Genomic DNA, 24,389 nt, shown 5'->3' with positions numbered 1-24,389 from the left:
GCCCTGCCCCTCCTCAGGCGCGGGATTCCGCGAGCCGCCACCCGCCGGCACGGGAGCGTTCCGACCAGAAGGCCGCGTACCGGCCGCCCTGGGCCAGGAGCTCCTCGTGGGTTCCGGATTCGGCGACGCGTCCCCCGTCCAGCACGGCTATCCGATCGGCCGCGGTGATCGTCTGGAGGCGGTGGGCGATCACCAGCAGCGTACGGTCGCGGGCGAGCGCGGTGAGCGCGTTCTGCACGATGTGCTCGTTCTCCGGGTCGAGGGCGGCGGTCGCCTCGTCGAGCAGCACGATCGGAGCGTCCTTGAGCAGGGCGCGGGCGATCGACACCCGTTGCCGTTCGCCGCCGGACAGGGCCGTGCCGCCCTCGCCGACGCGGCTGTCCCAACCGTCCGGCAGCCGTGCGGCGATCTCGTCCACACCCGCGAGGCGGGTCGCCCGGCGGAACTCCTCCTCGGTGGCTTCGGGGCGGGCCAGCCGGATGTTCTCGGAGATCGTCGCGTCGAACAGGTAGACGTCCTGGAAGACCAGGGAGATCCGGGACATCAGGGCCTCGGTGCCCAGTTCCCGCACGTCCGTGCCGCCCACCAGGACCCGTCCCGCGTCGGTGTCGAAGAACCGGGCGACGAGCCGGGTGACCGTGGTCTTGCCCGAGCCCGAGGGGCCGACCAGGGCCGTCAGGGAACGCGCCGGGACGTGCAGGGAGAAGTCCCGGAGCACCGGGTCCGCACGGTCGTAGCCGAAGGTGACCCCGGCCAGTTCGACGGAGGTGTCATCCGGGTCCGCGGGGGTGGCTGGCACCTCGGGTTCGGGGAGCGGAGCGGTCTCCAGGACGGCCTGGACCCGGGCGAGTGCGTTGTCCGCGATGCGCACCGCGGCGGCCAGATCGGCGGCGACCACCAGCGGTTCCACGAACCGGGCGGCCAGGACCAGCAGGGCGATCAGCTCCGGGGCGCCGACCGATCCGCCGAGGGCCAGCACCGTACCGGTCAACAGGACGACGGTGAAGGCCAGCTGAACGGACATGACGAAGGCGGCGAATCCGGGCACCGCGCGCAGCAGCAGTCGCCGTCCGGTGTCGCGTTGGGCGACCAGGGCGTCGTCCAGGGCCCGGTGCCCGTGCACCGTGCGACTGAAGGCCCGGAGCACCGGCTGACTGCGGGTGAACTCGATCACCCGGCCGCCGGCCTCGGCGGAGGCCGCGTGGTGGGCGTGGTCGCTGTGGGCCACCACCCGGCCGGTGACCCGGTGGGCGAGCGCGGCGAGCGGCAGACCGACCAGTGCGGCGAGGGCGAGTCGCCAGTCGAAGAAGAACATCAGGGCCACCACGACCAGCGGGGTGACGAAGGCGCTGATGACCGGGCGCAGGAGGTGGGCGGGCACGCCCATGACGTCGATGACGCCCTTGGCGGTGAGTTGGGTGAGCCGGTCCGTCCGCTCGGGGGTGAACCAGCCCAGCGGGAGGGTCGCCACGTGGTCGCCGAGACGGCGGTAGAGGGTCCGGGACAGTCCCGCGCCGGCGCGGTAGCCGCACAGGGTGCTGTCCCAGTAGCAGACCGCGTACGCGGCGAAGACCAGTGCCAGGGCTCCGAACCAGCGGGCGGCTCCCGACGGGCCGCCGTCGCCGAGGAGTTCCCGCAACAGGGGGACCAGGAGGGCGAAGGCGGTGCCCTGGAGGACCGCGCACAGCACGAGGCCCACGAGCATGCGGCGCAGCAGTGCCGCGCCGGGCGGGTCGAGCACGGTCAGGAGTCGGCGGATCACGGGGTGGCCTCCGTGGGGTCGTCAGCGGGGCGGGGAGCGGGGGCCGGGTGCACGGCGGGGCCCTCTTGGCCGGACCGTTCGTCGATCGCCCAGGAGCGGGCGTACCGGTCGCCGAGGGCCAGGAGTTCGGCGTGGGTGCCCCGTTCGACGATCCGGCCGCGTTCGAGCACGGCGATCTGGTCGGCGCCGGAGATGGTGGCGAGCCGGTGCGCGATGACGAGCAGGGTGCGTCCGACGACGAGTCGGGACAGGGCCTCCTGGATGGCGGCCTCGGACTCCGGGTCGGCGAAGGCGGTGGCCTCGTCGAGCACCAGTACCGGGGTGTCGGCCAGCAGGGCCCGGGCGATGGAGAGTCGCTGGGCCTCGCCGCCGGAGAACAGCGCGCCTTCACCGACGACGGTGTCGTAGCCGTCGGGCAGTTCGAGGATCCGGTCGTGGATCTGCGCGGCCCGCGCGGCGGAGGCGACCTCCTCGTCGGTGGCGTCGGGACGGGCCAGGGTGAGGTTCTCCCGCACGCTGGCGCGCAGCAGTTGGACGTCCTGGAAGACGAAGGAGACGAGCCGGTAGAGGTGTGCGGCGGGCAGTTCGCGCAGGTCGGCTCCCCCGATGCGGATGGCTCCGCCGGTGACGTCGTAGAAGCGCGGCAACAGGCGGGCGAGCGTGGTTTTTCCGGAGCCGGAGGGGCCGACGAGGGCGGTGACGCTGCCGGGCCGCAGGGTGAGGGACACCTCGTCGAGGGCGCGGGAGCGGTCGTCGTAGCCGAAGGACACCCGGTCGAACTCGACGGTGGTGCCGTCCGCCGTGGCCCGACCTCCCGGTGCGGGCTCGGGCAGGGCGGGGGTGGCGAGGATCGCGCCGACCCGGTCGGCGGCCTGGCGGGCCTTGCGGACGTCCTCGGCCGAGTAGCCGAGCCCCAGGACCGGGGCGGTGAGCCCGAGTCCGAGCAGGGCGAAGGGCAGCAGGTCCACGGCTTCGACCCAGCCCCGCGAGACGAACAGGACGCCGACGCCGAGTATCCACAACAACAGGAACACCGGCGAGAGGATCAGCTCGACGGTGGCACCCGTGCGCATCATCCCCCGTACCCAGTCGAGGAAGTGGGCGGACAGGGCGTCGGTGGCGTCGGTGAACCGGCGGTGGGCGCGGCGGGCCCGGCCGAAGGTCTTCACCACGGTGATGCCGTGCGCGAACTCCACCGAGGCGGCGCCGACCCGGGCCAGTGCCTCGTCGTAGCGGGCGTGGTTGGCCCGGGCGGAGGCGCTGCCCGCCATTCGGCCGTACAGGGCCAGGCCGATGACGACCGGGACCAGGGTGACGAGGGTGAGCCGCCAGTCCATGACGAAGAGGTACGCGACCGAGGCCAGCGGGACGACGGCCGCGCGGGTGATGTCGGTGAGGGTGTGGCCCACGAGGTGGTGCATGGCCGAGACGTCGTCGTGCACCGCCTTGCGGACGAGCCCGGAGTTGCGGTCGGTGAACCAGCCGAGCGGTACGCGTCCCAGGTGCGCGGCCAGCCGCCGGCGCAGCGCGAGGCTGAGGTCGTTGTCGGCGAGGTGCGTGAGGGCACCGGCGGCGAGGGTGAGGGCGAGCCCGGTCAGCATGGCCGCGGCTCCGGTTCCGGCAACCCACCAGGCGCGGTCCCGGTCCACCTCCCCGCCGGGTCCCGGGTCCAGGAGCACCCGGCCGAGTTCTGCCACCGCGATGAACGGGACCACCGAGGCCAGGGCGGCGACGGCCTGGAGCACCACCGCGAGGGCGAGCCGGCCCCGTACGGGAGCCAGGAGCGCGGCGAGGCCGGTGCCGGCGGGGGCCTCCGGAGGCGAGGACGCGGCCGGTGCCGGCGCGTCGGCGGAGGCATCGGCAGGGGCGGGCCCGGGACCGGTCGCGGGATGCGCTCCGGGCGGCCGGGCATCCGGTCCCGGAGCTGCTCGCCCGCCCTGTCGTCGGTCGTCCTTGGTTCCGGGCATGTCCCGCCTTCCCTCGTGTATACACCGTATACTTCGAGTGAGGCTGCCCTAAGTGTTTCGGGACTGTCAAGCAGGGGACCCGGGATCGCCCCGGCGCGGTCCCGCAGTGAACGGCCCGCGGGGGGAGCGTGCTTGGACGCTGCCGCCCGCGCCGGGCGGAAGCCGCGCCCTCACGACCACCGGACGGCGGGCTCGGGGGGCTTCGGGGGCTCAGTCGACGCCGAGCACCCCGTCGAGGAGGAGTTCCAGGTTCCCGGCGAACCGTTCCCGGTCCCGGACCCCGGGCGGAGCGCTCGACGCGATCACCGCGGACAGGTGTGGGTACCGGGCCGGGTCGATCTCCCGCATCATGCTCCGGGCCTGCGAGTCCGCGTGGTCGTGGTGCGCCACCAGGGTCTCGCCGAACACGAAGCTGAACAGCATCCCGTAGGCGTCCCGGGCCCGTACGGGCTCGACACCGGCATCGGCGAAAGCGGTGAACACGGCTTCCAGGACCGGCAGCACGCGGGTGCTCGCCAGCCCCTCCGTGGCCAGCACCTGAACCACCCACGGGTCCCGTCGGAAGGTGTCGTACATGTCGTGCATCACGACGGTCAGACGCTGCCGCGGCGTCCCCTCGGTGGGAGGGGGAGCGAGTTCGTCCGCGACGGCGTCCAGCATCCGGAGTAACAGGTCCGCACGGTCCGCGACGTGCCGGTACAGGGCCATCGGCGAGACCCCCGACTCGTCCGCGAGCCGCCGCATGCTCACGGCCGCGATCCCCTCGGACCGCGCCAACCGGATCGCGGTGGCCACCACCACGTCGGCGGAGAGACGGGCCGTGCGCCGGCCGCGGGCGGGGTGTGTCGACATGCGGTCATTCTGCCCCGGCGGCACGCGGCTCGATCGATGCCGGCCCCGGGCGTCCGGTCCGTGTTCCCGCTCCGGCCCCCAGGTCGGGCCGCCGGCCGGGCCCGTCAGGCGCGTATGACGATCGTCGCACTGGCCCGCTCGTGGAGGAGCCGGTGCCTGGTGCGCTTGCGCAGCAGGCACATCAGGTCGACCAACAGGACGAGGATCAGCCACTGCCCGCCCGCCTCAAGTGCCCAGAGGCCCGCCAAGAGCCCCCAGAACACGCTGGCCCGCACCAGGGCCCTCCACCCGGGTCGGCGATGGGTGGTCCGGTGGACCACCCGCAGCCCCACCAGGCGCTTGCCGATCGTCCTCCCGAACAGGCGGATGCCGAGGTTCTCGTACAGGAAGGCGAACACGAACGTCAGTTGCGCGCCCTCGGCCACCGAGGGGTCCGTCGAGGGTCCCAGGGAGCTGTCCAGGATCATGATCACCGGCAGGGCGACCTGCGAGAGGAGCACCAGGTCGATCAACCGCGCTCCGAGTCGCTGCCCGAACCCGGCCAGTCGGACGTGCGGCGGCTCGGGCTCATGGAGATCCACGTGGGTGGCCGGCACCGGTACGGGAACCGTGGGGGCGCCGTGCACCCAGGGCGCGGGGTGCGCCGGAGCGGGGTACGCGGGCGCGGTGACGGAATGGTGGTCGACCGCCGTCGCCGGATGGGGGAGCGGGGCGGCTGGTGGAGGCTGGGGCGGGAACGCGGGTCGGGAGGGGTCCAGGGCGTGGGCGAGCGCCGCGTGCATGGCCGTCGCGTCGGCGAACCGGTCCGCCGGCTGCTTCGCGAGTGCGGTGAGCACCACCGCGTTGACCTCCGGGCTGAGGCCCGGGCGCAGTTGCGCGGGCGGCACCGGTGGCTTCTGGATGTGGGCGAGCAGCACCACGAACGGCGAGTCGCCGCGGAACGGGGGGTTCCCGGTCAGCAACTCGTAGAGCAGACAGCCCACCGAGTACAGATCGGAACGCGCGTCCGTGCCGTTGCCGTCGGCCTGCTCCGGCGAGAGGTAGGACGGGGTCCCCACCGAGACCCCCGTGGCCGTCAGCCGGGTGGAGGTGTCCGCAAGCAGTCGGGCGATGCCGAAGTCGAGGACCTTCACCCGGTTCCGGCTGCCCGTGCCCCCGGCGAGCGGCCCGACGACCATCACATTGGAGGGCTTGATGTCCCGGTGCACGACGCCCTGGGCATGGCTGTGCTCCAGCGCCTCCAGGATCTCCAAGGTGATCCGCACCGCCTGCTCGGTGCTCAACTGCCCCGCGGCCGCGATCTCGGCCAGGGTCCGCCCCCGGACCAACTCCATCACCAGGAACGGCATGGGCGGGTCCTGCGTCTCGTCCTCACCGATGTCGTGCAGGACCGCGATCCCCGGATGGTTCAGCCGGGCGATCGTCCGGGCCTCCCGGTGGAACCGGGTCCGGAACTGGGACTCCCGCAGGAACTCGGGCGGGAGGACCTTCACCGCGACCTCGCGGCCCAGCTCGCGATCGACGGCCGCGTACACCACGCCCATCCCACCGCGCCCGAGCGTCCCCGTGACCTCGTACCTGTCCGACACGCTTTCCACCCGCACCCCCCAGTGCACCTCGCGTCCCCCACCGCACTCCCGGCGTGGACGCCCATTATGACGCCCGGGCGAACCCCGCACGCGAAGTCCGGACGACGGCCGGGGCAGCGCGGATCGGCAGCTCCGGAACGGACCCTGACGTTCCGTCCACCCTGCCCGGGCACCGGACCGTGCCTTCTGGCCACTACCCGGACGGGCGCCGGAGCCCCCGCGCCCGGCACCCCGGGGCACCGTGCGACGACGTCCGAACCGGTGGCGCTCCCCGGACGATCACCCCGCACCACACACGGGATACGGCCAAGTCCCCGTGCCCCCACCTGGCGCACGCTCCCCTCCAGTGCCAGGCTTCCCGCGGTGCCACTCCCCGTTCGTGCCCGGCGGTCCCTGAGCCGAAGCACCGCGCCACGCACGCCCCACTCGGCGCATGCACCCCATGTCCTCCGGAAGGGAACGACACCACCGCACTGGACGTCCCTGCCCGTTCGGCACACCCCGTCGACGGGTCCTGTTCCGGCCGTGACGCACGGCCGGCGCGCAAGGAGTTGATATGAGACGGATCTCCCGTAGGGCCTCGGCCGCCGGAGCCCTGCTCGCAGGTGTCGCACTGATCGCCGTGGCCGTTCCCTCCGGCACGGCCGGTGCCGCGCCCGTCAGGCCCGCCCCGTCGGCCCCGCAGCCACGTGCCGGCGCCCTGCCGGTGAAGCTCGACCCCCAGCGCCAGGCCGCGTTGCTGTCGCGGGCCGAGGCCGACCGGGCCGAGACGGCCACCGCCCTCGGCCTGGGCCGCAAGGAGCGACTGCTGCCCCGCAGCGTGCTCCAGGACGCCGACGGCACGGTGCACACCCGCTACGAACGCACCTACGAGGGCTTACCCGTCCTCGGCGGCGACCTGGTCGTCCACAGCACACCGTCCGGCGCCACCGAGGGCGTGACCAGGGCCACCCGCGCCCGGGTGGCCGTTCCCCGCGCCGCGGCGACCCGCAGCGCTACCACCGCCGGCGCCTTCGCCCTGGCCGAGGCCGAGTCGCAGGGCACCGACCGCGCCGAGCTCCACCGGAAGCCGCGCGCGGTGATCTGGGCGGCCTCCGGACGTCCGGTCCTCGCCTGGGAATCCGTGGTCCACGGCACCCAACCCGACGGCACCCCGAGCGAGTACCACGTCATCACCGACGCCACCACGGGCGCCGAGCTGTACGGCTACGAGGCGGTGAAGCGGCACAGCGGCATCGGCCACAGCCGGCACAGCGGTCAAGTCACCCTCGGGACGTCCCGGTTCGGCTCCTTCTACAACCTGACCGACACCGGCCGCGGCAGCCACCGGACCTACGACGTCACGGGGCTGTCGTCCGGGGACGCGGGCAGGGGGAAGCTGTTCACGGACACCGACGGGGTCTGGGGCGACGGCACCTCGGCGAGCAAGCAGACCGACGCCGTGGACGCCGCCTACGGTGCCCAGGCCACCTGGGACTACTTCGCCGAGGTGCACGACCGCTACGGCATCCGCAACGACGGCGACGGTGCCAGCTCCCGGGTCCACTACCTGGGGGACTACCGCGGAGCCTACTGGCAGGATTCCTGTTTCTGCGCGAGCTACGGCAACGGCGGCACGACGCCGTACACCTCCCTCGACACCGCGGCCCACGAACTCGCCCACGGCCTGGTCAGCAACACGGCCAAGCTGAACTACTACGGCGAGTCCGGCGGCATCGCCGAGGCGACCGGCGACATCTTCGCGGCCGCCGTGGAGTTCCACGCGGACAACAGCCACGACGTGGGCGACTACACGATCGGCGAGAAGGTCGACGTCGGAGGTCTGAACCCGCCGCTGCGGCACATGGACCGACCGGCCAAGCGGGACCGGAGCGCGAACTACTGGCACCCCCGCTTCGCCTCCAGCTCCAACCCCGGATACACGGCGGGGCCGGCCACCCACTGGTTCTACCTGGTGGCCGAGGGCAGCGGCGCCAAGACGATCAACGGTGTCTCCTACGACAGCCCCACCCACGACGGTCTGCCGGTCACCGGGATCGGACGGGCCGCCGCCGAGCGGATCTGGTACCGCGCCCTCACCCTCTACATGACGTCCACCACCGACTACGCCGGCGCCCGCGCGGCCACCCTCGCCGCCGCCGCCGACCTCTACGGCGCGGACTCGGCCGTCCACCGCGGGGTGATGGACGCTTGGGGCGCCGTCAACGTGGGCGCTCGACCCGGCAACCCTGCCCCCCGGCCGCCCGGCCCCGTCTTCACCAACAACGACGACGTCCCCCTGCCCGCGCTGCCCGCCGCCGCCGAGTCGCCGATCACCGTGACCGGTGTGCCCGGCAAGGCGCCCACCATCCTCCTCGTCGACCTGCACACCGTCGGCGACCCGAGGGCTGCGCTCGAACTGGTGGCACCGGACGGCACCGCCTACCCCCTGGCGAACGGTCCCTGGATGGGGAGCAGCCCTTACGTCGCCACGCTCGGCGTGGACGCCTCGGCCGAGACCGCCAACGGCACCTGGAAACTGCGGGCCCGGGCCGGGGCGTACTCGGACCCCGGCGCCTACATCAACAGTTGGACGCTGTCCTTCTGATCCCGCGCTCCGCCCTCCGCACGTGACCGGGGCGGCGGGCACGGGGGTCGTCCCCGCGTGCCCGCCGCCCCCTCGTCCCCTGCGCTCAGCCGAGCCGGGCGCCCACCCGGGCGGCGATGTGGGGCGGCACCGCGATGCCGCCCGGGAGGTCCGCGTCGGCCTGCTCCCTGCCGACGGTCGTCACCAGCGGCAGGGTGCCGGCCCAGATCGGGAGTGCGGCGTCGGGGCCGTCGCCGTCGTCGGGACCACCACGACGGATCTTGACGGAAGCCTCCTCAAGGGACAGGGCGAGCAGCGTGGTCGCCGCCAGCTCCTTCCGACTGGGCCGGCGTGCGTAGTCCCACTGCCCGGGTGCGCTCTGCTCGGTGAGGCACCGCAGACCGGCGAGCTTCTCGGCGGGGTCGGTGACGAGCCGGGGGACGCCGTAGACCATCGCGCTGCGGTAGTTCACTCCGTGCTCGAACACCGATCGGGCCAGCACCAGGCCGTCCACGTGGGTGACCGTCACGCAGACCGTCGCGCCCGGCGCGGCGACCAGGCTCCGGCTGGCCACGGAGCCGTGGAAGTACAGGTGGCGCCCGTCGGCCCCGTACACGGTCGGCACCACCATCGGATGGCCGTCGACGACCACCCCGAAGTGGCACATGAACCCCGCGGCCAGGACGGAGTCCAGCACGGCGCGGTCACTGCTGCCCTGCTCCCGCAGTCGGCGATGGCGTGTGCGATCGGTTCCGGGCAGCTCCGGCGACAGCGGGTCCTGCTTCATATCGGCTCTTTCGTCCGTACCGGCCTGAAGTCCTCCACCGGGCGCACCGGGTGCGCGCCCCTAGTGGAAGACTCTCGCGACACTATCGATTTGGTCGCTACATGGCCATATGTGTGACGAAATTAGTTGCATCAAGGTCGCTGAGCAACGAAATTCGTTGCAAGTGGGAGAGGGGTGGCTCCGTGACCCCCCGGCCTTCGGGGTCGGGCGGCGGCGCGCGATCGCGTCGATCCCGACGGCGAACACGGCTTCGAGCCCGGGCCGCACGGCCCGCCACGCGGCCGGCGCACCACCGTGCGGGAACAGAGGTGCGGGGGGCGGTGTCAGAAAGACCCGATCACGAGATATCTTGATGTCGAGACGATGTAGCCGTGAAGCGGAGTACTGGTGACTGACTCGACCATCATCTATACGCACACCGACGAGGCTCCGGCCCTGGCGACGCACTCGTTCCTGCCTGTGGTCCGGGCGTACGCTGCGACGGCCGGGATCAGTGTCGAGAGCCGTGACATTTCCCTGGCCGGGCGGATCATCGCCAGCTTCCCCGAGCACCTCAAAGAGGCCCAGCGCATCGACGACGCGCTCGCCGAGCTCGGCGAACTGGCGAAGCAGCCCCACGCCAACATCATCAAGCTGCCGAACATCTCGGCCTCCATCCCGCAGCTGAAGGCCGCGGTGGCCGAGCTCCAGCAGCAGGGCTACGCGCTGCCGGACTACCCGGACGACCCGAAGACCGACGAGGAGCGGGAGATCCGCGCCCGGTACGACAAGGTCAAGGGCAGCGCCGTCAACCCGGTGCTGCGCGAGGGCAACTCCGACCGTCGCGCCCCCGCGTCGGTGAAGAACTACGCCAAGACCCACCCGCACCGCATGGGCGCCTGGACCTCCGAGTCCAAGACGAACGTCGCGACCATGGGGGAGAACGACTTCCGTTCCACCGAGAAGTCCGCGGTGATCACCACGGCCGGCGCCCTCCGCATCGAGCTGGTGGGCGAGGACGGCTCCACCACCGTGCTGCGCGAGTCGGTGCCCGTCCTGGCGGGCGAGGTCGTCGACGCCTCCGTGCTGCGCGTCGCCGCACTGCGCGAGTTCCTGACGGCGCAGGTGGCCCGCGCCAAGGCCGAGGGCGTGCTCTTCTCGGTGCACCTCAAGGCGACGATGATGAAGGTCTCCGACCCGATCGTCTTCGGCCACGTCGTGCGCGCCTTCTTCCCGAAGACGTTCGCGCTGCACGGCGACACGCTCGCCGCGGCCGGCCTGACCCCGAACGACGGCCTCGGCGGCATCTTCAAGGGCCTGGAGGCCCTGCCGGAGGGAGCCGAGATCAAGGCGTCCTTCGACGCCGAGCTCGCCGAGGGCCCGGAGCTGGCGATGGTCGACTCCGACAAGGGCATCACCAACCTGCACGTCCCCTCGGACGTCATCGTCGACGCCTCCATGCCCGCCATGATCCGCACCTCCGGCCACATGTGGGGCCCGGACGGCCAGGAGCACGACACCCTCGCGGTGCTGCCCGACAGCAGCTACTCCGGTGTCTACCAGGTCGTCGTCGACGACTGCCGTGTCAACGGCGCCTTCGACCCGTCCACCATGGGCTCGGTGCCGAACGTCGGTCTGATGGCGCAGAAGGCCGAGGAGTACGGCAGCCACGACAAGACCTTCGAGATCCCGGCCGCGGGCACCGTCCGTCTCGTCGACGAGCAGGGCGACGTCGTCCTGGAGCAGCCCGTCGCCGTCGGCGACATCTTCCGCGCCTGCCAGACCAAGGACGCCCCGGTCCGCGACTGGGTCAAGCTCGCCGTCACCCGGGCCCGCGCCACCGGGGACCCGGCGGTGTTCTGGCTGGACGAGACCCGCGCCCACGACGCCGTGCTCATCGAGAAGGTCAAGACGTACCTGCTGGAGCACGACACCGAGGGGCTGGACATCAAGGTCCTGTCCCCGGTCGAGGCGACCAAGCTCTCCGTGGAGCGCATCCGCCGCGGCGAGAACACGATCTCCGTCACCGGCAACGTGCTGCGCGACTACCTGACGGACCTCTTCCCGATCCTGGAGCTGGGCACCAGCGCCAAGATGCTGTCGGTCGTCCCGCTGATGGCGGGCGGCGGCCTCTTCGAGACGGGCGCCGGCGGCTCCGCGCCGAAGCACGTCCAGCAGCTCGTCAAGGAGGACTACCTGCGCTGGGACAGCCTGGGCGAGTTCTTCGCCCTCGCGGCCAGCTTCGAGCACCTCGCGCAGACCACGGGCAACGCGCGTGCCCAGGTCCTCGCCGACACCCTCGACCGTGCCACGGCGACCTTCCTCAACGAGGACAAGTCGCCGACCCGGCGCGTCGGCGGCATCGACAACCGCGGCAGCCACTTCTACCTGTCGCAGTACTGGGCGCAGGAGTTGGCCAAGCAGACCGACGACGCGGAGCTCGCCAAGGCGTTCGGCCCGCTCGCCGAGACGCTGACCGCCAAGGAGCAGACGATCGTCGACGAGCTGATCGCGGTCCAGGGCAAGCCGGTCGACATCGGCGGCTACTACCAGCCCGACCCCGCCAAGGCGGCGGCCGTCATGCGTCCGTCGACGACCCTCAACGAGGCGATCGCCACCCTCGGCTGATCGATCGACCCGTGAGTCTGCCCCCGACCGCACCGGTGCGGTCGGGGGCAGACCGTCATCGGCCCCGCCGGGCTCCCGCCCCGCGGGGCCGATTGCTGCGCCGTGGCCCTGCGTCACGTGGACGGTCGGAGCCCGGGCCGTTGATCCACTGTTATCGCACGGCAAATGGTGAATGAGCTTCAGTCGAATTGACCAATATGCGCAATGACGTGCCCAACTGTCATTGGTGCATCCCGAAATGGCGTGGTGAAGGAGACTCGCTCTTTGCCGACAACGTCGCCAGTGAACGCGTAAACTGCATGGATGAGTCAGCGTCGATCAACGCGGGGTCGCCCGCGAACCAAACCCGCCGAGGAACGGCGTGCCGACCTCCTCGACGCAGCCGAGAGAGTGTTCGCCGAGCGCGGAATTGACGCTGCTCGAATCGATGAGATCACGGAGCGCGCGGACGTCGCCATCGGCACGTTCTATCTGCACTTCGGTTCGAAGCGTGACCTCATGCTCGCGTTGCAGGCCCGCTTTATCGATCGGCTGGTCGAACGGCAGCACGCAGTGGTGCAACACCTGCCCGCCGACGACTGGATCGGACGCTTGGACGCTTGGCTCAGCGATGCGGTCCGTGTTTACGTGGAGCATGCCGAATTGCACGACGTGCTCTACGGACACACCCCCATCAACGCCAAGACGGATATCCAGGTCAGTCCTGAGAACCCGCACGTCGAAGCGTTTCGACAACTGATTGCGGAGCGCCCGAACCCGCCGTCGGACGCTCCGAACCCCGCCATGGCCGCGAGCCTGATCTACAGCGCCTGGTACGGGGCCACCCATGCGCTGCTGCACCACGAGGCCGAGGACATCGACCGGTTGGCCGACGAGCTCATCGCCGACATCACCGACCTCGCACACCGTTACCTACGCGTCGAGAACTGACCGCTGTGAGCTGCCGACGACCTCGTGCGGGGGTCGTCGGCAGCGGCGCGGATCAGAGGGCGGCGTTGGCGATGCGCCAGTGTCGCGCCCGCTCGTACTGCTGACTCAGGCGCGCGAACGCCCCGCCCGTGCGCAGCAACTCCGCGGGCGTGCCGGACTCCACCACGCGACCGTCGTCCAGCGAGACCACGTGATCCGCGGCGGCCAGGGTGGCGGGACGGTGGGCGATGACGATCACCGTGCGGTCGGGGCTGTCACCGAGGTTGGCGATGGCCTGGGTGATCGCGGCTTCGTTCTCGGGGTCGAGCGCGGAACTGGCCTCGTCGACGAGCACGATGCGCGCCCGCTTGAGGATCGCCCGGGCGATCGCGACGCGTTGGCGTTCGCCACCCGACAACTGGGCGCCGCCCTCACCCACGCGCGTGTCCCAGCCGTCGGGCAGGCGCTCGATCACTTCGTCGAGCCGGGCCGCGCTGGCCGCCTCCTTGAGTTCGTCCCAGGTCGCCTCCGGGTGCGCCAGGCGCAGATTGTCCTCGATGGTGTCGTCGAACAGGTAGACGTCCTGGAAGACGATGGCGATCTCGTCGAGCAGGGCGGCCTGGTCGAGTTCGCGCACGTCGACGCCGCCGACGCGCACCTGTCCCGAGTCGACGTCGAAGAACCGGGCGATGAGCCGGGTCACCGTCGTCTTGCCGGAACCCGACGGTCCGACCAGTGCCGTGGTGGTGCCCGGCCGGCAGCGCAGGGACACGTCCTGCATCGCGGGGGCGTCGCCGCCCGGGTACGTGAAGGTGACGTTCGAGAACTCGACGTCGGCCTCCTCGACCCGGTTCACCGGCTCCGCCGACATCGGGAGGGTGGGAGTGGCCAACAGCTCCTCGATGCGCCCGATCTGGTTCCGCATCGCGCGCAGGGCGCCGATGAGGTCGATCAGGTTGCCGAGCGGCTCCAGGAAGCGGGAGGCCAGCACGAGCAAGGCGATCGCCTCGGCGACCTCGATGCGCCCGCTGAGCATGAGCTCGGCGGCCAGCGCCAGCACCGCGATGAACCCACCCATGATCACACCGGTGTAGACGAAGAACGGTCGCCGTGCGCGACGCATGCCGTCCCGGTAGGTCTCGCGGTGGTCCTCCAACGCGGCCCGCATGCGGGGGGTTCCGTCGGCGTGACCGGCGGCACGCAGGACCGGCTGTGCCTGGCCCAGCTCGATCGCGCGGCTGGCGACCCCGGTGGCCGCCTGCTCCAGCTCGCTCTCGGTGATCTCGGCGATCCGTGCGGCACGCTGGAGCGCCCAGAAGGCGACCAGCGCGATCGCGCACAACAGCAGCGCCATCCGCCAGTCGACCACGAACGTCACGATGACGACCGTCGCGGGCAGCAGCGTCGAGGTGATCGCGGGCCCGGCGACGGTCACGGCCAGGTGCGCGGCGCTGCCCACGTCCGCGGTCACCCCGCGCGCGAGCCGTGCCTTGTGCTCGGCGGTGAACCAGCCCAGCGTCAACGTGCTGACGTGGTGCATCAACCGGCGACGCAGTTGCGCGGCGAGAGCGCCCGACGCCTTGAAGCCCACCGGGGTGGCGATGATGCTCAGCACGGCGTAGGCGATCACGCCGATCGCGCCGGCCACCAGCCACCCGGTGGCCGCGCCGACGTCGGGTTCGGGTCGGACGACGGCGTCCAGAATGGGGACGAGCAGGGCGAGTAGCAGTCCCTGGAGCACGGCCTGCCCTGCCGTGAGCAGCCACAGCCGGGCCAACAACTTCGGCTCCGGCCAGAGTCGGTACAGCCGGCGGATCATGCGAGCACTCCTTCTTGTGCGGCCCACATCCGGGCGTAGAGACCCTCGCGGGCGAGCAACTCGTCGTGGACGCCCCGCTCGACGAGCCGTCCGCCTTCGAACACGAGGATCTGGTTCGCGCCGGCGATCGTGTGCAACCGGTGGGCGATGACGATCACGGTCTTGCCGATCGCCAAGGTGGCCAGTGCCTCCTGCACCGCCGACTCGCTGTCGGCGTCCAGCGCGGCCGTCGCCTCGTCCAGGACGACGATCGGTGCCCCGGACAGGATCGCCCGGGCGATCGTCAACCGCTGGCGCTCACCGCCGGACAGGCCGCCGCCGTTGGCGTCGAGCAGGGTGTCGTACCCGTCGGGCAGTGCCTCGATCACCTCGTGGATCTGCGCGGCGACCGCCGCCCGGCGGACCTCCTCGTCCGTGGCGCCGGGCCGGCCGATGCGGATGTTCTCCACCACGCTGTCCCGGAGCAGTGCGACGTCCTGGAACACCAGGGACATCGAGGCCAACAAATCGGCCGACCGGATCGAGCGCACGTCCACGCCACCGATCCGGACCGCCCCTTCCGTGACGTCGTAGAAGCGCGGCAGCAGGCTCGTGAGCGTGGTCTTCCCCGCGCCCGACGGCCCCACGATCGCGGTCACCTGGCCCGGCGGACACACCGCGCTGACGTCCTCGATCGCGTTGGTCACCCCGTCGTACGAGAACGAGACGTGGTCGAACTCCACCCCGTGACCACTCGGCGTTTGCGGGTGCTCCGGCTCGGGTAGGGAGGTGCGGGACAGCAACTGCTCGATGTTGGCCGCGCCCATCCGGCCCTTGCGCACGCCCTGGGCGGCACTCACGGCCGGCAGGATCGAGTTCGGCAGCCCGACCGCGACGACCAGGAACGCCACCAGGTCGGCGACGCCGAGTGACCCCCGGTCGACCAGGACCAGCCCGACGGCGGTCACGGCGGCGAGCACGGCCATCTCCGAGCCGAACAGCCGGGACGCCGCGGAGCTGTAGCGCACCTCGGCGACCCAGGCGGCGAACGCATGGGTGTGCTCGTCCACGGCGTCGTCGAAGCGGCGCAGGACGCGGCCCCCGGTGCCGAACGTCTTGACCACCTGGATGCCGTCGGCGTACTCGACGCTGGCGGCGCTGATCCGTGCGTCGGCGGCGATCAGTCGGTTCATATGGGTCGTCATGGAGCGCATCGAGATGCGGTAGAAGATGCCCATCACGCCGAGGACGCCGAGCACGACCAGCGCCATCTTGACGTCGACGAAGAACAGGTAGCCGGCACCGACGGTCACCACCGTGACCGCTCCGGTCAGTTGACCCAGAGCGTGGGCGATGACCTCGTGCATCTCCTCCAGGTCGCCCGTCATCGCCCGCTTGACCTTGCCCGAGCCCGCGGCGCGGAACCAGCCCAGCGGCAGCGTGCCGAGGTGGCGCACGATCCGCACGCGCACGTCGTGCAGGATCGCCGCGTCCGCGAAGTGCCCCACGCGAGCGGACTGTACGAAGAGGAACAACCACAGGCTGGCGCCCACGGCGCCGATGCCGACCCAGGTCCAGATGGCCGAGTCCGAGCCTGAGGGATCGTCAAGCATCAGTCGTGCGATTTCGGCGACGGCGATGTAGGGCACGATGCCCGCCGCCGCGCTCAGGGCCGAGAGGATCGCGCAGACCACCAGATGGGTCCGGATCGGAGCCAGCATGCGAAACAAAGCGCCCGGGCCGGCCAGCCCGGGCGTCTGTGATGTTGATGATTTCATTAGGGTACCCTAACATGGCGACTGAGTCTCATTCAATAATGTGCGCACCGCCTCTCCATGTCTTTTCCGTTGAAGGGAACGTCACTTCATGCTCCATCCGCACCTTGACCGTCCGTCACGAAGCCGCAGACCGCGCGTGGTTCCGAACCGGCTTCGAGCCGCCATGCTCAGCGCCCTCGTCGCGCTCGCGGCCGTGGGGTGCGCGGACACCGACGACGGCTCCAGCGAGGGAGGCGGGTCGGGCGCGATCACCTTCGAGTCCTGCGGCAAGACCTTCTCACTGGACCGCGCCCCGAAGCGCGTGGTGATCACCACGGACGCCCTCGCCGACACCCTGTACGCGCTCGGGGTCGGGGACCGGATAGTCGCCAAGACGCGCGGCGAGTCCGCACCCGCCCCCGAGTTGAAGAAGCGCCTCGCCGCCCTCCCCAGCCTCGGGTCGCGCAATCCGAGCACCGAGGCGCTGGTCGCCGCCAAGCCCGATCTCCTGATCACCGATCAGATCGAGAAGGTCTCCGGCAACCAGGGCAGCCCGACCATCGCCGAGCTGAAGAAACTGGGCATAGCGACCTACGTGGTCAGCGGCGGTTGCGCCAAGGACCTGGCCGCGGACACCTCCGGACTCGCTTCGTTGGACGCGGACCTCGACCAACTCGGCACCATCTTCGCGGTGGAGAAGCGCGCCGATGCGCTGACCGACCGTTTGCACGGCAAGCTCGACGACGTGCGCAAGCGCATCGCCGAGCAGCCCGAGCGCAAGGTCGTCGAGATCTCACGCGTCGCCGGCCAGCTCTACGTCACCTCGGGCGGCCTCTCGCACGACGTGCTCAAGCGGGCGGGCGGCACGAACGTCTTCGCCGACCTGCCGGGACAGTTCGCCCCGATCAGCGCCGAACAGATCATCGCGCGCAACCCCGGGGCCATCATCGTCGACGACTTCACCGCGTCGGCGGAGGGCCAGAAGGAGTCGATCGCTTTCCTGAAGCGGACGTTCCCGCACACCGACGCCGTCAAGAAGGGCCGCATCCTCGCGATCGACTCGGCCAAGACCGGCGCACGCGGCAGCACCAGGCCGGTGGACGGCGTCGTCGATGTCGCACGCTTCCTGCACCCCAGCGCGTTCCGCTCGCAGTAGGGGTCCGCGATGTCACAGCACACACCGGCTCCGACGGCGGCCACCGAGGCCGAGGGGCGTGCGAAGAGCGCCCCTCGGGGGACGTCCGGCCGCAGCGGCTGGCGCACCTCTCTCCCCCTCGTCGTGCCCGCCCTGCTCCTCGTGCTCGTCGTCATGGTCTGCGTGGCCGTGTCGATCGGTTCCGTCGGCGTGCCGCTCAAGACCGTCACCACGGTCATCGCCGATCACCTGATCGGCGCCAAGACGTCCGCCACCGTCATGGACGATCAGATCGTGTGGAACCTGCGGCTCCCGCGCGTCCTCCTGGCCGCGGTCGTCGGCGCGGGCCTGGCCGCCGTCGGCGTCACGCTCCAGGCGACCGTCCGCAACCCGCTCGCCGACCCCTACGTCCTCGGAGTCTCCGCGGGCGCCGGGTTGATGGCCGCCGTAGTGATCACGCTCGGTTCGGTGGCGGTGGCCGGCCTGTCGACCTCGGCAGCGGCCTTCGTCGGAGCCCTCGTCGCCACCATCGCGGTCCTCGGGCTGTCGCGCCGGGCCGGACGGGTCATCCCGAGCCGTCTGATCCTCGCCGGGGTGACGCTGTCCTACCTGTTCAGCGGCGCCACCAGCTTCGTGATCTTCCGCAGCGCCAACGCGGACGCGGCGCACTCGGTGCTCTTCTGGTTGCTGGGCTCGCTGTCGGCGTCGTCGTGGTCGAACCTGTCGCTGCCGGCGGCGGCCGTACTGATCGCCGGCAGCTATCTGATCCTCCAGACCCGGACGCTCAACGCGCTCGCCGCCGGTGACGACGCCGCGCTCTCGCTCGGCGTCTCCGTACACCGCGCCCGCATCCAACTGCTGATCGTGGCCTCGCTCCTGACCGGTGTGCTCGTCGCCGTGTCCGGCGGCATCGGCTTCGTCGGGCTGATCGTTCCGCACCTGGTGCGCCTGGTCGTCGGCCCCGACCATCGACGCCTGCTCCCGATCGCCATGCTCCTCGGAGCGATCTACCTCGTCGCCGTCGACCTGCTCTGCCGCATCGTCGTCCGCCCGGAGGAACTCCCCATCGGCATCGTCACCGCCCTGCTCGGCGCACCGGTCTTCCTCTGGCTACTGCGCCGCTCGGAGGCGTCATGAGACTCTCGTTGGCCGGCGTGAGCGTCCGGCTCGGCTCCACCCCGATCGTCGCCGACTGCGACCTCACCGTCGACGACGGCGAACGCGTCGGTCTCGTCGGGCCCAACGGCAGCGGCAAGACCTCGTTGCTGCGCACGATCTACCGGGCGCTCGACCCCGTCGCCGGCAGCGTCGAACTGGGCGGCGACGACGTGCGGGGGCTCAGCCAGCGTGAAGTCGCGCGCCGCGCCGCCCTGGTCGCCCAGGAGAGCACCCCGGACTTCGACTTCACCGTCGAGGAACTCGTGGCCATGGGCCGCGGACCCTGGCTCCGGGCGTTCGAAAGCACCACCGGCCGGGACAACACACGGATCATCAGCGCACTGGAGCGCGTCCGCTTGGCCGACCACCGCACCCGGCGGCTGTCGACCCTGTCCGGCGGCGAGCGACAACGGGCCCTGGTGGCCCGGTCACTCGCGCAGGAGAGCCCGCTGCTGCTCCTCGACGAGCCGACCAACCACCTCGACGTCTACGCCGCACTCGAACTCCTCGAACTCGTGCGTGACCTGAACCGAGCCACGCTGTGCGTCCTGCACGACCTCAACCTCGCGGCCACCTACTGCGACCGGCTCTACGTCCTGCACGAAGGGCGCATCGTCGCAGACGGCCCGCCCGCGGAAGTGCTCAACCCGGAACTCGTCCTGAAGGTCTTCGGAGTCACCTGCACCCACCTGACCCATCCGGCCACCGGCGGCCTGCTCCTCGCGTTCTCACCACAGCGCGTCGCCCCGCTACCCGCACGCGCGGAGGGAGTGAAGAACCGATGACTGCTCCGCTGACCCGCGACCGCTGACCGCACCACCTGAACAGGGCAGTGCCGGGTACCTGGGGCTGTCCCGCAATCCGCGGGGGAGCGGCACGCGACGTCGGACGCGGTTGCGCCACGAGGTGAAGGAGCGTCAACAAAGCGGATACATGCGGACGTTCCGGCCGGGTGGCGCGCAGTCGCGACTGTTGTCGCGCACTCGCCGGGGATTGCGGGACAGCCCGTCGGCTGATAGGAAGGTGCAATGTGCATGGGTTTCTTGATAGGTATAGGCAATGAACTATGGCCCCTCGGGAAAATGCTGAACGCAACGGCCCGGGGTGCCGGTCGAGCGCTCGACGCGGAGGTGATCTGAGCGTTGCCGAGACGGCGTTGCCGCGTGGAGCGCTGTTCCCCGCGTGCGGCACCGTCGTTGAGGCGAGAGCCCGCACACCGAGGAGATCGGCGGTGCGCTGAAGGACGGCCGCCGGAAGAACGACATCACCGGGCCCGGGTTCCGGTGATCGACCAGGTGAAGGGAGGCGAGATGCTGCCGAAAACCGTCCCGACAACGAGGAAATCAACGGATTACCAGGACCCATGATGGGGATCTCGGCCACTGGGGACGCGATATCCACGGAACGTCGGCGCCATCGATAGAGCGGGGCAGTAGCCATCCGCCACGCTGGCCCGGACCGACGGCCGTCGCGACATCGTTTCGCCCGTTGACGACAGCCGTGACCACGGCCACAATCGCATCCGGGTCCCGGACTCGTACGTCGATGAATTTCACCACATTGACCTTCGGATCATCGCCAGGTTTCTTAGTCTCACTGGCATCGCGAAGTGACCCCCCGAAGTCCGAAGTGCTCGTCAAAATGACTCGTCCAAACGAAAGGCGAATCACCCGGTGATTGATCGTGCGAACGTCATACCGTTGACGGAACGCCAGGACGAAGACGAAGCCCAGGCGGCCATCGCCCAGATCGACGAAGTGTTGACGCTTTTACAGGAGCTCGGTGACATCGCTCGCCGCGCACGGAAGAACCTGGTCGCCCCCCGACACCGGGACCGGGCCGTTCGAGGCAACCAGAGCCAGGTATCAGCAGCCGCCGGGGCACCCAGAACCCTGTTGCGGCCTCAGGACGAGACCTGTAGTGACTCCCTCGGAGGGGGAACACGGTCCGGCATCCCCCAGAAGCCGCCCCTGCCCCTCACCCGGCGCCAGAAGGAAGTGCTCAACCTGCTGGCCCAGGGTCTGTCGAACCGCCGGATCGGCCGCTCCCTGCACATCACCGAGCAGACGGTGAAGGCCCACCTGCACATGGTCTACCACAAGCTCGGTGTCGCGGACCGAACGGAAGCGGTGGTCATCGCCATGCGCCAGGGGCTGGTTCCGTACCAGTGTCGGGAGGACACGCCTTCCTGATCCCCCGCCGTTCCCCCGCACCGGGAACGGGTTCCGGACGATGACGACGGAACGCTGCTGAACCGCCCGGTCGTCTGTGGCTGACCCCCAGGACCACAGTGCACTCGCTGGATCGTCGGCGGCGCCGCCCGCACCGGGCCGTCGACGATCGGCGTCCCGTCCTGCGGCGGAGCACGGTGTCGTCGTCGTACCGGGTGGCGGTAGTGGGTCGACCCCACTACCGCCACCCCGGACTCAGGGGGCGGTGTCGGGCACGGCCTCGATCAGCGATGCGTTGAGCTCCTGCTCCAGCGGCACGACCCCCGTGACGCGCAGCCCGGCCCGTGCGCAGAGCGCGGTGTACTCCGCCCGGGTGCGCTCCCGGCCGCCGATGGTGACCAGCATGTGCAGGTCCGTCAGGTACGGGTTCTCGATGGCCGCGTGGTTGAGGGTGTCCCTATTGGCGGTGTCGGGCAACACCGGCTCGGCGATGAGCAGCCTCCCGTGGTCCGGCATGGCCGCCCTGACCCGGCGCAGGATCACCCAGGCCCGCTCGTCGTCCCAGTTGAGGATGACGTTCTTGATGAAGTACAGGTCGGAGCCCTTGGGCACCTCGGTGAAGAAGTCACCCGCGACCGCGCGGAACCGGTCCGCCAACCCGGCCTTGGCGATGGTCGACTGCGCCTGCACCACCCCCGCCTCGGTTTCGAGCACGGTGCCCGTCAGATGGGGGAACCGGCCGAGCCAGGCGGCGAGCAAGGTGCCGTCACCGCCACCGACGTCGGTGATCGTGCTGAAGCGGCCCAGGTCGTAGGCCGTGGAGATCGCCGAGGCCATCTCCACGGGGAGGTGCCGCTTGCTCATGGCCGCGTGGAACAGGGCGGCCAACTCCGGCTTGCCCGACATGTAGTCGTAGACCGGCTCGCCGAACTCCGTGTCGAAGGCGGCCCGACCGGTGCGCAACGACTCCTCCAGGTTCAGCCAGTTGCGCTGGAAGACGTGGTGCGTCAGGAATTTGGCGAAGGCCAGCAGGGAGGCCGGGTGGTCCTGGCGGAGCAGGGCGCCCGCCTCGGTGAGGGCGAACCGGCCCGGCGTGCGCTCGGCGCACAGGCCGAGCGAGGCCAGGGAGCGCAGCAGCCGCTCCAACTGTTCCGCGGGCAGGCCGCAGGCCGAGGCCAGCTCGACGGATTCGGCCTCCCCGTCGCCGATGCGGTCGGCCAGGTCCAGGCGCGCGGCGGCGCCGATCGCCTGGGTGGCCAGAGTCCCGAAGATCCCCGCGACCACGGTGCGGCGGGCGTCGGCTTCGACCGTCATGACGTCACCGGTCCTTCCCCGTCGGTGTACTGGGGTTCGTCTGCATACGGTGTCATGGGTGTTCCTTCCTGAAGGCGGGTGCCGCGGGGAGGTCGACGGCCCTGGTCCGCATGAGGAATCCGCCGGGGTGTCCGTCGGGTGACGGCTCCGGTGGTCCACCGGTGGCCCTGCGGCCCCGAGTGCTCGGGTGGTGCGCCGCTCGATCCGTCGACGGGCTCCGAGGAGGGCCGCCGTGGATCGGTGCGGTGGTCGGGACGGCACCGGGCCGTTCCGTTCCCGGGGGAGGCGCCCGCAGGGGCCGTCGAGTCCCACCGGGTGGTCACGTGGCGGGCCGAGGAGCGGTTCTTCCGTCGTCCGGCCCGCGTCTCATGGCGTTGCGGTGACGGACAAGGCGTGGTGGAAGACGTTCAACGGGTCCCACTTCGCCTTGACTTCCTGCAACCTGGGATAGTTCTCGCCGTAGTACAGCGCGTGCCACGGGACGGGGGACGCGTTCCATTCCGGATCGGCCAGATCGACGTCCGCGTAGTTGATGTAGGCGCCGGTGTTGATCTCGTTCGGGACCGGCACCCCGCCCGTCGACGCGTGCACGTCGCGGTAGAACTCCCGGATCCACCGCAGGTGCTCCTCGTCCGCGGCCGGGTCCTGCCAGGTCACCATGTAGAACGTCTTCAGCAGGGCGCCCCGCGGTATGGCGGTGGCATCGGAGGCCACGGTGTTGACCTTGCCGCCGTAGGCGATGTACTCCAGCGCCGAGTAGGTGCCCCGGTAGTCGTCCCGGGTGAGGTGCCGGTAGATGGTCGCCAACTGCTCCGCACCGTGCGGAGCGCGCAGGTCCGCCGATTTGACCTTGCAGCGCAGGGCGAGGGCGGTCGGTCCGGTATCGGGAACCGCCAGGTACTGGGTCGCTGCCAGCCACGGCAGGGACTGCCGTCTGACCGTCGGGACGACCCCGACGCCGGCGTTGAGTTCTTCGAGGAAACGGTCCATGCGGACCTGCGCGTCCGGCGAATCCGCCGGGATCTGCGCGTTCATGGCGATGTTCCCCGCCGACCGGTGCAGGCAGTTGACGAGGGCGTACAGGTCGATGTTCGGTGAGTCCGCCGCGCTGTTCGCCAGTTGCCAGTCCGTGAAGTTGCTGATCAACCGGACGAAGTCCGCCTCGGCGAGCCGGTCCCACGGCCAGCTGACCTCTGCGATGTGCAGCGCGCCCGGCGGGCGGGGCAGCAGGTCGGCCGGATCGGTGCCGGACGCTCCGGGGGAGCGCATCCAGTACCGGGTGATCACGCCGAAGTTCCCTCCGCCGCCACCGGTGTGCGCCCACCAGAGATCCCGGTTCGGATCGTCCTCCTCACGGGTGGCCACCACCGTCGACACCTCGCCGTTCCCGTCCACGACCACCACTTCGATCGCGTACAGATGGTCGACGCTCAGCCCCATCAGCCTGGAGAGGGGCCCGTAACCACCCCCGCTGATGTGGCCGCCCGCTCCCACTCCCATGCAGAAGCCGCACGGGACGGTCACCCCCCAGTGGTGGAAGAGATCATTGATCATCTTTCCCACACGAGCACCCGCCTCGATGACGAAGGCATGGCGTTCCCGGTCGAATCCGACATGGGACATCGGAGAGAGATCCAAGATCACTTCAACATCGGGTGCGGCCACGAAGTCCTCGCCGCAGTGGCCGCCCGATCGCACCGTGATCCTTTTTCTTTCGGTGACCGCCTCGCGGACCGCCTCCTCGACCTGCTGAGGAGAATGAACCAGCCGAAAGTAGTCGGGATTCGCGGCGAACCGGTAGTTGTACGTGCGACGCAGGTTCTCGTAACGGATGTCGTCGGGTGTGACCTTGGTGGAACGTGGCGTTAAATAGGCCGGCCCATTTCCCTCTTCGTCATAGGTGTTGTCATGCTTCATGAGCTGTCCGCCATCTCTGCTGTCCGGACCGGAAGGTGGAGCGGTCGCATAGCCGGTGTGGACTTGTTAAGTCGTCAGATCACCCTACCCTGGCAGTGGG

General features: G+C 70.6%; 16 protein-coding genes. 7 read left to right on the top strand and 9 right to left on the bottom strand.

What is annotated here, in order from left to right; translation table 11 throughout:
- Nucleotides 1-13: 13 nt before the first annotated feature.
- From ACFWIA_RS21860 to ACFWIA_RS21845, 4 genes are all read right to left on the bottom strand, one after another.
- Nucleotides 14-1,762, bottom strand: coding sequence for an ABC transporter ATP-binding protein (locus ACFWIA_RS21860; RefSeq protein WP_387007590.1), 1,749 nt, complete (start codon nucleotides 1,760-1,762; stop codon nucleotides 14-16).
- Complete coding sequence (locus ACFWIA_RS21855; RefSeq protein WP_387007588.1) at nucleotides 1,759-3,729, bottom strand: ABC transporter ATP-binding protein; 1,971 nt, start codon at nucleotides 3,727-3,729, stop codon at nucleotides 1,759-1,761. The genes ACFWIA_RS21860 and ACFWIA_RS21855 overlap by 4 nt, the downstream gene beginning before the upstream one ends.
- Nucleotides 3,730-3,939: 210 nt before the next feature.
- Complete coding sequence (locus ACFWIA_RS21850; protein ID WP_387007586.1) at nucleotides 3,940-4,581, bottom strand: TetR/AcrR family transcriptional regulator; 642 nt, start codon at nucleotides 4,579-4,581, stop codon at nucleotides 3,940-3,942.
- 104 nt (nucleotides 4,582-4,685) lie between these two features.
- Nucleotides 4,686-6,170, bottom strand: coding sequence for a protein kinase (locus ACFWIA_RS21845; protein WP_387007585.1), 1,485 nt, complete (start codon nucleotides 6,168-6,170; stop codon nucleotides 4,686-4,688).
- Between the two features lie 556 nt (nucleotides 6,171-6,726).
- Here ACFWIA_RS21845 and ACFWIA_RS21840 point away from each other — a divergent pair.
- Nucleotides 6,727-8,757 (top strand): M4 family metallopeptidase, encoded by a 2,031-nt coding sequence (locus ACFWIA_RS21840; RefSeq protein ID WP_387007583.1) that lies wholly within the window; start codon nucleotides 6,727-6,729, stop codon nucleotides 8,755-8,757.
- 85 nt (nucleotides 8,758-8,842) lie between these two features.
- Here ACFWIA_RS21840 and ACFWIA_RS21835 read toward each other — a convergent pair whose 3' ends face one another.
- Complete coding sequence (locus ACFWIA_RS21835; protein ID WP_387007581.1) at nucleotides 8,843-9,523, bottom strand: pyridoxamine 5'-phosphate oxidase family protein; 681 nt, start codon at nucleotides 9,521-9,523, stop codon at nucleotides 8,843-8,845.
- Nucleotides 9,524-9,910: 387 nt separating this feature from the next.
- Here ACFWIA_RS21835 and ACFWIA_RS21830 point away from each other — a divergent pair, with 387 nt between their 5' ends.
- Together ACFWIA_RS21830 and ACFWIA_RS21825 are read left to right on the top strand one after the other, a co-directional pair.
- Entirely contained in the window at nucleotides 9,911-12,130 is a 2,220-nt protein-coding gene (locus ACFWIA_RS21830) for an NADP-dependent isocitrate dehydrogenase (RefSeq protein ID WP_387007579.1), read from the top strand.
- A 303-nt stretch (nucleotides 12,131-12,433) separates the two neighbouring features.
- Complete coding sequence (locus tag ACFWIA_RS21825; protein WP_385492578.1) at nucleotides 12,434-13,060, top strand: TetR/AcrR family transcriptional regulator; 627 nt, start codon at nucleotides 12,434-12,436, stop codon at nucleotides 13,058-13,060.
- A 52-nt stretch (nucleotides 13,061-13,112) separates the two neighbouring features.
- Here ACFWIA_RS21825 and ACFWIA_RS21820 read toward each other — a convergent pair whose 3' ends face one another.
- Nucleotides 13,113-14,858, bottom strand: a complete 1,746-nt coding sequence (locus tag ACFWIA_RS21820; RefSeq protein WP_387007577.1) for an ABC transporter ATP-binding protein — start codon at nucleotides 14,856-14,858, stop codon at nucleotides 13,113-13,115.
- Nucleotides 14,855-16,558, bottom strand: a complete 1,704-nt coding sequence (locus ACFWIA_RS21815; RefSeq protein ID WP_387007575.1) for an ABC transporter ATP-binding protein — start codon at nucleotides 16,556-16,558, stop codon at nucleotides 14,855-14,857. The genes ACFWIA_RS21820 and ACFWIA_RS21815 overlap by 4 nt, the downstream gene beginning before the upstream one ends.
- 220 nt (nucleotides 16,559-16,778) lie before the next feature.
- Here ACFWIA_RS21815 and ACFWIA_RS21810 point away from each other — a divergent pair, with 220 nt between their 5' ends.
- From ACFWIA_RS21810 to ACFWIA_RS21795, 4 genes are all read left to right on the top strand, one after another.
- Complete coding sequence (locus ACFWIA_RS21810; RefSeq protein WP_387007573.1) at nucleotides 16,779-17,750, top strand: ABC transporter substrate-binding protein; 972 nt, start codon at nucleotides 16,779-16,781, stop codon at nucleotides 17,748-17,750.
- Between the two features lie 9 nt (nucleotides 17,751-17,759).
- Nucleotides 17,760-18,866, top strand: coding sequence for a FecCD family ABC transporter permease (locus ACFWIA_RS21805; RefSeq protein ID WP_387007571.1), 1,107 nt, complete (start codon nucleotides 17,760-17,762; stop codon nucleotides 18,864-18,866).
- A complete protein-coding gene (locus ACFWIA_RS21800; protein ID WP_387007569.1) occupies nucleotides 18,863-19,672 on the top strand; it encodes an ABC transporter ATP-binding protein in 810 nt (269 codons plus the stop codon). Before ACFWIA_RS21805 ends, ACFWIA_RS21800 begins: the two co-directional genes overlap by 4 nt.
- 915 nt (nucleotides 19,673-20,587) lie before the next feature.
- Nucleotides 20,588-21,079 carry a response regulator transcription factor gene (locus tag ACFWIA_RS21795; RefSeq protein WP_387007567.1) on the top strand — a complete coding sequence of 164 codons (492 nt, stop codon included), beginning with the start codon at nucleotides 20,588-20,590 and terminating at the stop codon, nucleotides 21,077-21,079.
- Between the two features lie 234 nt (nucleotides 21,080-21,313).
- On the opposite strand, the gene ACFWIA_RS21790 is transcribed toward ACFWIA_RS21795, so the two are convergent.
- Nucleotides 21,314-22,372, bottom strand: a complete 1,059-nt coding sequence (locus ACFWIA_RS21790; RefSeq protein ID WP_387007566.1) for a methyltransferase — start codon at nucleotides 22,370-22,372, stop codon at nucleotides 21,314-21,316.
- 366 nt (nucleotides 22,373-22,738) lie between these two features.
- On the bottom strand, nucleotides 22,739-24,289 hold the full coding sequence (locus ACFWIA_RS21785) for an FAD-binding oxidoreductase (RefSeq protein ID WP_387007564.1): 1,551 nt from the start codon (nucleotides 24,287-24,289) through the stop codon (nucleotides 22,739-22,741).
- Between the last annotated feature and the right edge of the window lie 100 nt (nucleotides 24,290-24,389).

This window comes from Streptomyces sp. NPDC127068, assembly GCF_042724695.1.
Taxonomy (GTDB): domain Bacteria; phylum Actinomycetota; class Actinomycetes; order Streptomycetales; family Streptomycetaceae; genus Streptomyces.
This window is presented reverse-complemented; position numbering and strand designations above follow the sequence as displayed.